11 protein-coding genes are annotated in these 13,557 nt (G+C 61.4%); 4 read left to right on the forward strand and 7 right to left on the reverse strand.

All coding sequences use genetic code 11. From position 1 onward, the window contains the following. Window positions 1–2: 2 nt before the first annotated feature. From ABVV53_RS03640 to ABVV53_RS03650, 3 genes are read left to right on the forward strand one after another with little or no spacing between them, the layout of a single operon-like run. Window positions 3–533 (forward strand): hypothetical protein, encoded by a 531-nt coding sequence (locus ABVV53_RS03640; RefSeq protein WP_353982973.1) that lies wholly within the window; start codon window positions 3–5, stop codon window positions 531–533. Between the two features lie 59 nt (window positions 534–592). Then, window positions 593–1,816, forward strand: a complete 1,224-nt coding sequence (locus ABVV53_RS03645) for a toxic anion resistance protein (protein ID WP_353982976.1) — start codon at window positions 593–595, stop codon at window positions 1,814–1,816. A 5-nt stretch (window positions 1,817–1,821) separates the two neighbouring features. Next, window positions 1,822–2,529: a hypothetical protein gene (locus ABVV53_RS03650; RefSeq protein ID WP_353982978.1), complete on the forward strand. Its 708-nt coding sequence runs from the start codon at window positions 1,822–1,824 to the stop codon at window positions 2,527–2,529. Window positions 2,530–2,607: 78 nt separating this feature from the next. Here the strand turns inward: ABVV53_RS03650 and ABVV53_RS03655 are convergent, their stop codons facing one another. From ABVV53_RS03655 to ABVV53_RS03680, 6 genes are all read right to left on the reverse strand, one after another. Next, window positions 2,608–3,459, reverse strand: coding sequence for a TorF family putative porin (locus ABVV53_RS03655; protein ID WP_353982979.1), 852 nt, complete (start codon window positions 3,457–3,459; stop codon window positions 2,608–2,610). A 226-nt stretch (window positions 3,460–3,685) separates the two neighbouring features. Then, entirely contained in the window at window positions 3,686–5,224 is a 1,539-nt protein-coding gene (locus ABVV53_RS03660) for a SulP family inorganic anion transporter (protein WP_353982980.1), read from the reverse strand. Continuing rightward, the gene (locus ABVV53_RS03665; protein WP_353982981.1) at window positions 5,221–5,910 is read right to left on the reverse strand and encodes a carbonic anhydrase; all 690 of its coding nucleotides are present in this window, start codon (window positions 5,908–5,910) and stop codon (window positions 5,221–5,223) included. The genes ABVV53_RS03660 and ABVV53_RS03665 overlap by 4 nt, the downstream gene beginning before the upstream one ends. 181 nt (window positions 5,911–6,091) lie before the next feature. After that, on the reverse strand, window positions 6,092–7,417 hold the full coding sequence (locus ABVV53_RS03670) for an ATP-binding protein (protein ID WP_353982983.1): 1,326 nt from the start codon (window positions 7,415–7,417) through the stop codon (window positions 6,092–6,094). Further along, window positions 7,417–8,148, reverse strand: a complete 732-nt coding sequence (locus ABVV53_RS03675; protein WP_353982985.1) for a response regulator transcription factor — start codon at window positions 8,146–8,148, stop codon at window positions 7,417–7,419. The genes ABVV53_RS03670 and ABVV53_RS03675 overlap by 1 nt, the downstream gene beginning before the upstream one ends. A 238-nt stretch (window positions 8,149–8,386) precedes the next feature. Then, window positions 8,387–9,112, reverse strand: a complete 726-nt coding sequence (locus tag ABVV53_RS03680) for an extensin-like domain-containing protein (protein ID WP_353982987.1) — start codon at window positions 9,110–9,112, stop codon at window positions 8,387–8,389. 313 nt (window positions 9,113–9,425) lie between these two features. Here ABVV53_RS03680 and ABVV53_RS03685 point away from each other — a divergent pair, with 313 nt between their 5' ends. Continuing rightward, on the forward strand, window positions 9,426–11,840 hold the full coding sequence (locus ABVV53_RS03685) for a TonB-dependent receptor (protein WP_353982988.1): 2,415 nt from the start codon (window positions 9,426–9,428) through the stop codon (window positions 11,838–11,840). A 101-nt stretch (window positions 11,841–11,941) separates the two neighbouring features. Here the strand turns inward: ABVV53_RS03685 and ABVV53_RS03690 are convergent, their stop codons facing one another. Next, window positions 11,942–13,432 carry a tetratricopeptide repeat-containing sulfotransferase family protein gene (locus ABVV53_RS03690; RefSeq protein WP_419956747.1) on the reverse strand — a complete coding sequence of 497 codons (1,491 nt, stop codon included), beginning with the start codon at window positions 13,430–13,432 and terminating at the stop codon, window positions 11,942–11,944. Window positions 13,433–13,557 lie beyond the last annotated feature (125 nt).

The following is a 13,557-nucleotide window of genomic DNA, read 5'->3' on the forward strand; positions in this document are numbered from 1 at the left end:
GCTTGACGCAGAAAAAGGGCAATCCGGCAATTTGGCCGCTTACCGACAGATACTTATGGCTGCTGAGGAAGCAGCATGACCATTTCATCGGGGTGCGCGACGTTGAGATTGCTGCGCAGCAACTCTCCGGCAAGGTCCGGATCAGCATTGCTTGGATCCAGCAGACGAACCCGGTTTCGCAGCTGATCGCGTTCAGCCGAGAGCTGGCGAATGCGCGCGTCGTGCTCGGCCAACAGGTGTTCGTTCTCGCTCCACGCGAAAAATCCACTTGGGCCAGCCACGACGAAACCGCCCATAATCAGGAGGGCAGCAAGTGCCCCTGCCTGAACGGCACGATCCCTGGCGAATTTAGGCTCACGGCCAGCGCTTCTCATGCCACGAGGAAGATCACAAAAACGGCTACGATTCAAGATAGTAGAGTTCGCCTGAGTAGCAATCTTGTTCGCTCGTCGTTTGACGGCACTGGTAAGCGGCTGTCGTTCTCGGATCGACCGTATGGGCGAGCACCTTCTCTGCGCGCGTTTCGCTTGTGATTTCCCCCACGGCTCCTAGATTCCAGCGAGATCGACCACAGGCGGAGCACTAGCAGACAATGACAGCGGCGAGCGAGGCGGCAACCGCCACCGTGGACGAACTTAAGTTGACGCCGCCCGATCCTGTGCCGGCGGTAGCGCCTGAACGTGCCGCCGGACTGGTGCCCGTGGGTGAGGAGCAGAAGTCCAAGCTTGAGGCACGCGTGACAGAGTTTGTGAAAGATCTCGTTGCCCAGGATGCGAACTCGCCCGAGTTCGGCAAGCGCGTCGATCAGATCACCAGCATGGGCCGCCGTGAAATTGCGGAAGCCGCGGGCCAGTCGAACCGGTTCCTTGATCGCCCGGTCCGGGCAATGGACGAGACAAGCGGTGTAGGCGCAGACTTGGCGGAACTTCGCAGGACCGTGGAGGATCTCGATCCCTCGCGCAAAGGCAATCTGCTCGGGCCGCGCAAGCTGTTCGGAGTTATCCCCTTTGGAAGCAAGCTGAAGAACTACTTCGACAGCTACAAGAGCGCGCAAAGCCACATCAGCGCCATTCTTGCTCGTCTGCAAAACGGCAAGGACGAGTTGCTGATGGACAATGCCGCCATCGATGTGGAGCGGCAGAACCTGTGGAAAGCACTCGGCAGGCTTGAACAGATGATCTTCATGTCCAAGGCTTTGGACAAGGAACTGGAAGACCGCGCAGCCGCACTCGATGCAACCGACCCGGCGAAAGCAAAGGCCGTGCGTGAGAGCGCGTTGTTCTATGTGCGTCAGCGCACCCAGGATTTGCTGACTCAGATGGCAGTTTCCGTGCAAGGCTACCTCGCGCTCGACTTGGTCAAGAAGAACAACGTGGAGCTTATCAAGGGCGTGGACCGGGCATCGACCACGACCGTGGGTGCGCTGCGGACGGCAGTGACGGTAGCGCAGGCGATGACCAGTCAAAAGCTGGTGCTTGACCAGATCACCGCGCTCAACACAACGACCGCGAACATCATCGACGCTACCGGCCAAATGCTGCGAGATAACACCGCACGCATCCATGAGCAGGCCGCCGGTGCGACCATCCCGCTTGAGACGTTGAGCCGCGCTTTTCAGAACATTTACGCTACGATGGACTCGATCGACACCTTCAAGCTCAAGGCTCTCGACAGCATGAAGCAGACGGTCACCGCCCTTGAGAGCGAGGTTGGAAAGTCAAAGGCTTACATAGCCCGAGCGCAGGGCCAGACAGAAGCGACTGCGGAGATCAAGGCTGGCGCTTCCAATCGCAGCCTGCTGGACGCGCTGGACTAAGATATATGGCTGAGCGCCGCCCCGTTCCCTTGTCGATCCTCCGAGAGGCGCGTAAGCAGCGCGCCTTGCGACTGCGTCGTGCTCGCCAGCAGCGTTGGCAATGGCGTATGAGGCGGCTGCGGAGAGCTATCGCCGCCGTGGTGGCAATAGCCTTGGCGACCATTGCCGCCGGGATCGGCTTCGGTGGCCTTCCCGACAATGCCTATCTGTTGGCGATGCTGCTTTCGTTCGTCACGTTCTGCGTGTTGGCGATCTATCCCCCGACGCCGCGCGCGCGTGCGGAAGACTTGATCGAAGCGGATCTGCCAGAGCTTGCCGCAACAACCGAACTGTGGCTGGAAAGCCGCCGGAACGCGTTGCCTCCGCCAGCCCTGGATGCCGTGGACATGATCGGTGCGCGACTGGAGCAGCTTGCACCGCAATTGGAGACTCTTGATCCAGCGTCGCCCGCCTCACGTGAGGTACGCAAACTGCTGACAGAGCACCTGCCTAGCCTGGTGGACAGCTACGCCCGCGTCCCTGCCGGCTTGCGAGGGCGGGACCACGCCGGCTCGACCCCTGCAGCGCAAGTCACCGACGGTCTCCATGTGATAGCGCGAGAGATCGAGGCGATGTCATTTGATCTCTCTCGCAACGATCTCGATTCACTCGCGGTGCGCGGTCGCTTTTTGGAAAGCAAGTACGTCACCACGAGCGGCAACGAGAATTCTTAGAGCACCCGTAGCTGAACGCGAGATGCCAGAATGGCCGCTCGCCCGTCGGGACGAGCGGCTCACGTTCGTGAACGGTGCTTAGAATCCAGCAGTTAGTGAGAACACCACTGTAGAGCCGGCGATACTTGAGCCGTTCTTTGTCGAGGAGAAGTTCGGCTGGAGATAAGCCGATTCCGACTTCGAGATGTTCGTGTCGATGTAGGCGGCGCCGAGCGTTACCGGGCCAATGGCGAAATCGGCACCGAGCATCCAGTCGAGGTACTCGCCGGTCGGAGCGATGCTGGTGCCGTTGGGGCCCAGACCCGAGTTACCGTTGGAGTAGCCGAGGTGAGCCTTCACCGACAGCGGCGTCTGCGGGATACCGCTGCTGACATCGCCCCAGACATAAACGTTGTCCGACTTCGCACCGGGACGGTCTGGCACGCCAGTGGCGTAAGATGCACCGCTGAGGTACGCGCGGCCGAGGGCTTCCTGCTTCGGGGCGTAGGCTACGCCTACGAGAACCGCTGCCGGACCCATCGTTCCACTCAGCTTGACATAAGGCTCGGCAAAGTCGGTGGTCGATGCGCCGCCGGGGTACATGTACCAAGTGAGACCGACGTCCAGCGTCGCTCCGCTAGCGACCTCCATAGAGTAGCCGCCGAACAGGTCGAGTTCCATGTTCGAGCCGCCGAAGGTGCCCCAGCCCGAAAGGTTCGATGCCCATGTTCCGACGTAGAAGCCGCTCTCGTGCGCGACCGTCAGGCCTGCCTGGACCGCCATCTCCTCGTCCGTCTGAGAGACGCCACGGAAACGATAATCGCTGACCAGAGCAGCGCTACCCGACACAGTGATTTCACCCGGAACTTCTTCCTGGGCCAAAGCGGGATTGGCGGTTGCGAGACAAGCTGCGAACATACCGGCGGCACCGGCGAGAAGACGCAATTTCATAGTTGGAACACCCTCATGTTTTGTGCGTGTTCCACCCTGCGCTGCCGCGCCAGACCTTCGCTACGTGGCGGGCCCGTTTCGCTGCAGTGCGGCATAAATAAACTGCATCGGCTCAGCGCGTCAAGCTGCCCGAAAGGAGTGGCGAAATAAAAAGGGCGGGTCACTTGGACCCGCCCGGAAGGCTGTGGCTGTGCGACGTATCGACAGCCGTTCGGACGATGTACCGTTAGGTAGCGACAGGCAAGGGCCGCAACAGATGTTCAGGGCCAGTGACGAGGTCCTTCTGACCGCTATGCCGACGGCGGCTGATCCACTCCGAAAGCGTTTCCGCGGTCGTGTGGTCCATCCCGTTCACCCCGTTGAGATCCAGGTGGATAGGACGATCGATCGGCTGCTTCTCCAGCACCGCATTCAGCTTCGCCAGCCCAATGAAGGTGGCAGCACCGTCGAGCTCCACACGAGTGGCGTCGCCTTCCCGATGTTCACGCACCTTCAGGCGAAGGTTCTTAAAGTGCGGCAGAAGCTCCACCGCAGACAGCGCCAAGCCGACCAGCACGCCGGTCAGAAGATCTGTCGTGACGACAAGGACAAAGGTCACCGTCCAGATCGTCGCCGGCAAATATCCGTGAGCCTTGAACAGGTGTCGGACATGCTTGAGGCTTACCAGGCGCCAGCCGGTCACGACCAGCACGCCGCCAAGCGCGGCCATCGGCACTTCACGCAGCAGCCATGGCAGCAGCGCCACGAAGCCGAGAATCCAGACACCATGAAGCACCGTCGAAAGGCGAGTCTTCGCCCCTGCCTGCACGTTGGCGGAACTGCGCACGATCACGCCCGTCATCGGAAGCGCTCCGAAGACACCGCACAGGAAGTTGCCCACGCCCTGAGCGCGAAGCTCCTTGTCGTACTGCGTACGAACGCCGTCGTGCATGCGGTCCACCGCAGCGGCGGACAACAACGTCTCGGCACTGGCGATAAATGCGATCGCAACGGCTGCAAGGATCAGCGAAGGGCTAGCCAACGGAGAGAACCATTCAGCGCTGGTCGGCAGGGCGAACGCGGCGGCGAGCGATGCAGGCACCTCGATCCGCGCGACAGTGAGGCCGAGCAACCAGGCGACAGCCGTAGCAGCCACAACACCAAGCAAAGCGCCGGGAACAAGCGACATCGACTTGGGGCGAAACTTCTCCCAGCCCAGCATCACGCCAATGGTCAATAGGCCAAGAGCCAAGGCGATCTCGGTAGCGGCGATATCGGAAAAGTTCAGGCCAAGCACGCGAGCAGGCATCATCGCCATGTTCTCAAGTCCGCTCGACAGCGGCCGCTCGTCAAACAAGATATGGAACTGACCGATCACGATTAGCGCGCCAATGCCGGCGAGCATGCCGTGCACGACTGCTGGGCTGATAGCCCGAAACAAGCCGCCCAGTCGCAGCCAGCCGGCTACCAGCTGGAGAATGCCGGCGAGCAGCAGGACAGGACCGAGCGCTTCAAGACCATTCTCACGAACGAACTCGAAAACGATGACCGCGAGCCCTGCCGCCGGCCCGCTCACCTGCAGCGGAGATCCGGCAATTAGACCAACAACGATACCACCGATGATCCCGGTGACGAGTCCCCTCTCCGGGGGGACCCCCGAAGCGATCGCGATGCCCATGCAAAGCGGCATCGCCACAAGGAAGACGACAATAGAAGCAGTGAAGTCGCGAGAAAAATGGGCGAAGGGGCCAGAACGCCCTTCCGGCGCGGTTGATGCCACGGTCATTCGGCCGCTTCCTCCATCTCAGCCGCAGCGCGCACATGGGCTGGAACGGCAACAGGCAGCTCGCTGTCCTCGCGCAGAGGAAGGAACTGGCCAGTATCGCCATCAAGGCCGAGAACCTGACCGGCGCGGATGTCGACGAACCAGCCGTGCAGCGCCATCTCACCGCGCGCAAGAGCTGCCGCTACGGATGGATGCGTCCGCAGGTGCTGGATCTGTGCGATGATGTTCTGCAGACTGATGGCGCGCGCGCGCTCTGTATCGACGAGGCCTGGATGACAGGTGCTTACCACATGCTCGGCTGCAGCGCCGTGACGCAGCCAGGCGGCGACGCTGGGCATTGCCTCAAGCCCAACCGGGTTGCTCAGCGCCTTCATGGCGCCACAGTCAGAGTGTCCGCAAACAATGATGTCGTGAACGCCAAGTGCGACGACAGCATACTCGACAGTGGAGGAAACACCGCCATTCTGAGTTGCGAAGGGCGGGACCATGTTCCCGGCGTTGCGGCACACGAACAGTTCACCCGGCTGTGCCTGCATGATCTGCTCGGGAACAATGCGGGAGTCCGCACACGAAATCATAAGTGCCTTAGGCGCCTGGCCATCCGTGGCGAGCTTGGTGAAGAGCTCGCTACTGGCGGGAAATGTGGTCTTCTCGAAGCTGAAGACGCGTCCAATCAACTCGTTCACGCTCGTGACCCTTTTTTGTCGGTGTTGACCGCGGATGTGATCCGCAGGATTCATCGAGATCTAAGGCTCACGCTTGTCCTGCCTTCGACGCAAACGTAACGAAGTTTTGCTGCATCGCAGCGGAGCGGATCAGACTGTCACTTGGTCGCGCTTGAGGGGCGAGGCGGCCAAACCAGTCGCTTCAGCTTTCCGCCAGGGGGAGCGTGATAGTCGCGCGCAGCCCTCCCGTGGGCCGATTGTGCAAGTCCAGCCTGCCGTCCTCGGCTGCGACCGCCTTGCGGACGATTGCCAGACCAAGCCCCATTCCGGCGGTATCGCGAGAGCGGGCAGCGTCGAGCCGGACGAACGGCTGCAGAGCATCTGCGATGCGGTCCTCCGGAATGCCGGGGCCATCGTCGTCCACGATGATTTCGGCGGCTCCACCTTCTCGCCGCACAGTGACGCGTGCATTGCCTCCGTAGTGCAAGGCGTTCTGAATAAGGTTGGACAGCGCGCGGCGGATGGAAACCGGCCGCGCTTTCACCACAAGGCTGGGCACGCCGTGGTATGTGGCGGATGCGCCATGGTCTGCGGCTGTATCGACGAGCGTCTCGGCCATCACGGCAAGATCGATCCGCTCTTGTGGCATGGAGCGACCGTCGCTCTCAACATAGGCCTGAATGGATTCCAGCAGCAAGCGCATCTCTTCGATGTCTTTACTCAGGCCGTCCCGCGCTTCTGGACCGATGCTTTCATCATCCAGGCGCAGTCGCATCCGAGCGAGCGGCGTCTTGAGATCGTGCCCAATCGCCAGCATGGTTTGCGTGCGGTCGACAAGCGATTGGTGGATGCGCTGCTGCATTTCATTCAGAGCACGGATTAGGCTGCGCAGTTCGTCAGGCCCCTGCTCGGGCACCGGCTGCGGCGGCCCTGTACCCAGATGTCGCGAGGCGCTGATCAGCTGTTGCAGCGGCATGAGAGTCGCACGCAAGAGCACCCATCCGAGCGCGATCAGAAGAAGGGTCGGCAACACGAGGCTGACGATGCGTCCGATGGTAAGCTTCCATGCGGCATTGGCGTGGGTATGGAAAACCATCACACTGTCGTCGGAAAGCCGGACAAAGCCGCCGATATTGCCTTTGTCCGGGATCCCTTCGAGGTGCAATTCGAGATCGCCAAACCCCAGCTCTGGCGCGATGGATACAACCTGCGAGCGCAAGTTTCCCAAGCTCATGGCACCCCGGATCGGGGATCCAGGGGAAGCAAGCGTGAGCCTGAAGCGCGGGGTGCTGAGCGTACGGGCGACGAGATCGCGTTCTGCGGGCGGCGTTCGCTCCAGTGTTCTGGTGGCCAGCACCAGATTCTCGGCGATCCGTTCGGCATCGTCGCGACGAAGCTCGAAGGAGTTGACCCGCTCCAGCACAAATGAATTCGCCAGAAAGTCGACCACGAGCACCACGATTAGGACCGTCAAAAGTCGTTCCGGCAAGCCCCAACGCCGGAAGATCGCGACGATCCTGGCAGTCATCAGCCGCGCTTCACGTCCGCCTTGAGCATGTACCCGACCCCACGCACCGTGACGATCGGAGCCTCGCAGCCATCGGCCTGCAGCTTACGACGCAATCGGCTGACGAGCACGTCGATGCTGCGGTCGGAGCTGTCGCCGATACGCGATCGTGACAACTCCATCAGCCTCTCTCGACCGAGCACGCGTTGCGGATAGCCGAGGAAAGTAATGAGGAGGTCGAACTCTGCCCCCGTCAGATCCACGATAGCACCGGACGCGGTGCGGAGTTCACGCCTTGCGAGCGAGACTTGCCAGCCATCGAAGTGGATCGTGTCCGGTGCCCGCCCGTCCGCCTGAAGGTCGCCGCCGTTTTCATTGGTGTTGCTGCCCCGTCGCAGAACCGCGCTCACGCGTGCAGCAAGCTCGCGTGTGCTAAAGGGCTTTATCAGGTAGTCGTCGGCTCCAAGTTCGAGGCCCAAGACCCGGTCTTCCTCGCTGCTGCGCGCGCTTACGAAGATAAGCGGCACGTCGCTTTCCCGCCGTAAACGCCGGAACAGATCAAGCCCGCTAGTGCCGGGAAGCATGATGTCCATCACGATCAGATCGACCGGGGTCTCGCGCAGGGTGATCCACATCTCCGCGCCGGTGGCCGCCGTCAGGACATGGAAGCCGCTTTGGCGCAGCGCACGTGCCGTCAGAGTGCGCAAGGCGCCGTCGTCTTCGACAAGCAAAATGGTCTGCGGAGCTGTCATCGGTTCCTAGCGTTATCCGGGCGCATGAGCGATCATGATTTTTGAATCGCACTGCGTTAAGTAGACGCCCCCCTGCGCCAGACAAGACGCCTTGAGGGCATGCTCCACAACTGGTCGCAGGAGACAACATCCGAGCCGGCACCCTGAACTTGGTTCGTGGCCACTGCCGGTTCAAGCAATTGGCGGATTGCCGCGCGATCGACCGCCGAAGTTAAAATGGCCGGACGATCGCCACCCGTCAGCGGCAGAAGGACCATCCTCCCGGACCTCGTTGAGCCTGATCGAGGTGAAGGTGATCGGTGTGAGCTGCATTGTAGTCGGGCGAGAGAACGGTCGAGAATTCGTTACATGACGTGTCGCGTGCGGCACGCAGGAAGGCTGCTTCAGGGCCCTCCCCCGACCAGTCACGCTGCACGACAATGCGTCGACCATCGGCAAGGACGAATCCAGAAATATCGATCGCGTTTCCCGTCGCATGCTGGCTCCATGTTCCGGTGTCACCCCCCCCGATCCGGCGGCAATTATGGGTCCCGTAGTGCTCGAGGGCGATGATGCGCGATCCCAGGATCGTTTGGGCCGCAGGTTGAGCACCATGGTGCAGCCAGCGGATGAGCCCGGCACCCACTGCACAGGTGGATTGTGCTCCACTCGGCTGCAGGTCGAGGCCGCGGGAGACATCGCGCGCGAGCACCTGGCGATCCTCTCGCCGGCAGCTTCCCTCGCCGGTGGGCGCGAGCTGAGTGAACGCGACGTCGCTTCGCTCCAGGAAGGCGCGGCACTCAGCAGGATCTGCGCGCATCTGGGCGATCTTCCGTTTGGTGACCCATCCGTCGGGATCGTCGGACAGCGACAGCGGCACCCAGGGATCGAGGTGCGGGTGGTCCCGAAGCCAGGCGCGGCCTCCCACTATCGCTGCCAGCAAGAGCAAGCCCCCAAGCAACAGGTGATCGACGGCGAAGCGCATCAGACGGGAACTCCCGCCGGCTCGCTTGGCTCCGACGTCTTTTCTGCCCACTTCGTCGGTCGGCAGCGAGCCAACCAAGCTTCAGCCACGCGGCCGACCGTACGTCAAATACCCCATTAGTGCTGAGGAGCCATGATCCTACGCTGCAATCACGAAGAAAGAGCCTGCCGCTGCAAATTAGGAAACGTTCGCAGCATACGGGCCGGCAACCTGGGGAAGGCCAGCCTGAAGCGCGGGATCGAAACGAGTTCCAGGGGGTATTTTAATGCCGACAGGCACAAGAACAAAAGTCGCACTGCTTTGCGCTACGATCATGACTAGCTCTTTGGCGGCTGCGCCCGCCTTAGCGCAGGCCAGCGCAGCGGGTGCCCCAAACGATGACGTGATTATCGTTTCAGCCACTCGTCGTGCTACCGACATCATGCAGACGCCGATCAACATCACCGCACTTGGAAGCGAGCAGCTTGAAAGCGAGCGGCTAGACGACGTCAAGGATCTCGGAGCCTTCACGCCCGGCCTTACTGTCACGGACACCGGTCCTCGTGGCGCCGCCACAATCGTCATGCGCGGACTGTCCGCAGATGGAGCAAGCCCGACGGGAGCCAACTTCGACAGTGCCGTTGGCACCTACCTTGGGGAGGTTCCCCTTTATCTCGACTTCAAGCTGATCGACATGCAGCGAGTTGAGGTGCTGCTGGGGCCGCAGGGAACTCTTTATGGCCTTGGCACCCTCGCCGGAGCTATCCGCTATATCCCCAATCGCCCGGACGCGAGCGGCTTCTCGGCCGAAGTGCACGGCCGCGCCTATGACGTGGCGCACTCCAGCGGCGTTGGCTACGTCGCGGACGCCGCCATAAACCTGCCGATCATTTCTGATATCCTCGCGTTTCGCACGTCCACCGGTTATTACGATGACCCAGGCTTCATCGATTATCCGTTCATTGTACAACAGCCCGGCGTCTCGCTCCCCCAGCCGGGACCGGTGACAAATCCCCTCGGCTCGCAAGCGGACAAGGATGCCAACGTCGCGCCCCGCAAAGACTTGAACTACGAGAAAACGATCACCACACGTAACCAGCTCGGCCTTACAGTGCCCAGCTTCAGCGCGTATCTCACGTATGCCTTCCAGCAGACCAAGACGGGAGGCGACCAAGCCAATACCTTTGGCGTGCTCGGCGAAGGCCGATACGAGAATGCTGCACGTTATGCTGAGCCGGCGGAGCGCCGGTCGCACTTGATCAGCCTGGAGATGCAGGCTGAGCTCGGTGACATCATGCAGGCGGTCTGGACAACGGCCTGGACCGAAACCAAGAACCACACGGTAAGCGATGTCACCGACCTGCTGCTTGACCTCGACTATGACTACGAGTTGTTCCCCTCCTTTGCTGGCTTCACAACAAGCGACACCACCCGCAAACAGTTCAACCAGGAGGTCCGGCTCGTTTCGACTCACGACGGTCCCTTCAACTGGGTCGTGGGTGGGTTTTACAACCTGATGAAATACCGAGCCGACGGCGTCGAGCGCCTTCCGGGCTTCCCGCAGTTCGCGGCATCCCCCACGGGCAGCGCGCTCTACGGCGGGTTCTACGATGGACTCGTGCGACCGGACGGTGCGGAATACGTGTCTTTCACCGATTCTGAGACGGAGGAAGTGGCCGTCTTTGGAGAACTGACCTTCCATCCCACCGAAGCGTGGCAGATCACGGCCGGTGGGCGATACTTCACGTATGACACCTCGATCACCGGCGGCGCGGATACGCCTATGACTCCCGCTGGTCGCAGGCGGATGCCTTACCCCAGCCTGGCTATTGCTCCTTCGCGCATGCGTAGCGGTGAAGCCAGCGACGACGGGTTCGTCTGGAAGTTCAACACGTCCTACAACTTCACCCAGGACCTGATGGCCTATGCGACATACAGCAAGGGCTACCGCATTGGCGGTGTGAACCGGGTCGTTCCCTGTATAGATCAGGATCCGGGCGCGCCGGGAGTTCAGCTCCCATCTGGACAGAACCTGTGCGCCTTGCCGAATGAGCTAAGCTATGGGCCGGACAAGGTGAAAAACCTGGAGGTGGGCGTACGCGCCAGCCTGTTGGAGGGGCGCCTGAATGCCAGCCTGGCCGCGTTCCAGGTATGGTGGGACGGCATCCAGCTCAGCAGTTCCACGATCAACGGCAACATTGGCATCACCGCCAACGGCGGCAAGGCCAAGTCGAAGGGCGTCGACCTCTCGTTCAATGCGCGGATCAGTCCCCAATTCCTCCTGCGCGGCAACTACTCGTATCTCGACGCCAAGCTGACCGAAGACGTGCCCGATCTGCTGAACCCCAAAACGGGTTCGGGCACGGTTTTTTCGGGTGACCGGCTTCCCGGTTCGGCGAAGAACTCCGGTGCTCTTGCCGCGATCTACACAGTGCCAATGCCCGATGGCGACTTGGCGCTCAACTGGACGGCCACTTACACTGGGGGCATTTTGACCACGCCCGGTGCGCGAGGTGGTGGCGAGCGCCTTCCCTCTTACGTGATGCACCGGGCCTCCATCACGTATAGCATCGAGCAGTGGGAATTTTCGGTCTTCGCCAACAACATTTTCAATAAGTACGCCATCACCGGAGTTACTCAGGATCTGACCCGCAGCCAGATCATCAACGACGGCGTGATTGGGCGGTACTACGCGCGCGGCGTCGCCACGCCGCGCGTGATCGGTCTGGAAGGCCGGGTCAAGTTCTGAACTGACTTGCAAGCACGAGAGGGCGGAAGCGAAAGCACCTCCGCCCTCTTCCGTTTAGCCTTGCAAAGCTTCGAAGCATACTGCCTGCGCGTACACGGCTTTCACACTGTTGAGATACCCTGCCGTTCCAGGAAACCGCGCACCGCCGCCATGTGCTCGCCATGAGCCTTCCAGCGACCTATTCCTTCCGCATTGAGGCCGCGCCGCACTTGCGCTGCACTCGGCGTGGCCACCGCGGCGCGGTTCTTGTGGAACGACAGGCAGGCAGGGTCCCACTCAAGACCGCAATGTTCAAGCAGCCGGCGTGTCTGCTCCTCCTGGTTGTCCACCAAAGCCTCATAGCTGAACTGGAGCACCCGCCCTGGAAAAAGGCGCTCCCAAACGCGCATCAACCGATCAAACCGCGCGTAGTAGCGTGCCGTGTCGAGGAGGTCATAGGAGTAGGCATAGTACGCCGATTGGCTAGCAAAGAGGTTACGAAAGTTGCTCCAAATCGTGTCCATGGGATGACGCCTGAGGCACACGATGCTCGCTTGAGGTAGACTGCGAGCGATGTGGCCGACGTAGAGGAAGTTGGCGGGCAACTTGTCGACGAACCGGTGTGCACGGGCAGGTAGATGGTGCGCCGCCCGAGCGAGGTAGAGCTCACCGATCCGGTTCGCAGGAGCCTGCATTGCAGCTCTGATAGTCTCCGCGTCAATCACCTGCCGCGAGCGTGTCCCCGCAGCCTGTTTCACCGCCAGCGGCATGGCCTGCAGTTCTCCGGCGGTGGCCACTTTCGGGTGTGACGAGAGGATGCGGTCAACCAACGTGGTGCCGGTCCGTGGCATGCCCACGACGAAGATAGGCGCCTCGGACGGACCAGCGTGCATCTCATCCGTGAGAGGCGAGGCAAAAGCGGCTTCGATGGCGTCAAATATCGCGTCATCTTGCGCGAAATCGTAGCCGATGCGCCTCTTATGCTCTGTGTTGGCGTTGGAGAGCGCCGTAAACGCGCGCTCCGGCTGGCCGATATCTTCCAGTTCCTTCGCAAGAGCATACCGGAGGCGCAGCTGGTCCTGCGGTTCGCTTGTGCCATCAAGAGCAGCAGCCAGCCGATCGACGTGATTTGTCTCTGGCGTCTGGCGTGAAAGGATGGCGAGCGCGTAGTGCGCTCGCGCATTTCCAGGCTCTGCTGCAATGATCGTCTCGTACTCTGCGCGCGCGGTATCGACCCGCCCTGTGAAGCCACAAGCCGCGGCCAGATTATAGCGGTAATCAAGATTGCCGGGTTCCAGCAGCACCGCATTTTTAAACGGTTGAACGGAGCTTTCGTGATCACCGAGACGGACCAGGACGCATCCCAGAGTGTCGAGCGTACGCGCATCATCAGTGGGGCAGTCAAGCGCCGTCCGCGCCGCTGCCGCTGCGCCGCCGTCCCGTCGTAAGAGGATGAGCAAGCGCGCGTATTGCGCGAGGTACTCGGGATTGCGCGGCTCGATCGCAAGCGCCCGCTCGACCAAGGGAAGTGCCTTCCTCACCTGACCGGCCTCGGCCGCCACCATGGCGATCAGGAAGTAGCCTTCGCTCTTCTCCGGCTGAGCCAATATCATGGCTCGAGCCGCTTCGCCTGCCGCAGGCAAATCGCCCCGCGAGAGCGCCGAGCGCGCGTCGAGCACGTGGTTCAAACCAAAGCCTCTATGCCGCCGACGAGACATTCGAGCGTCCGGAGCCGATT

This window comes from Novosphingobium kalidii, assembly GCF_040534015.1.
Classification (GTDB): domain Bacteria; phylum Pseudomonadota; class Alphaproteobacteria; order Sphingomonadales; family Sphingomonadaceae; genus Novosphingobium; species Novosphingobium kalidii.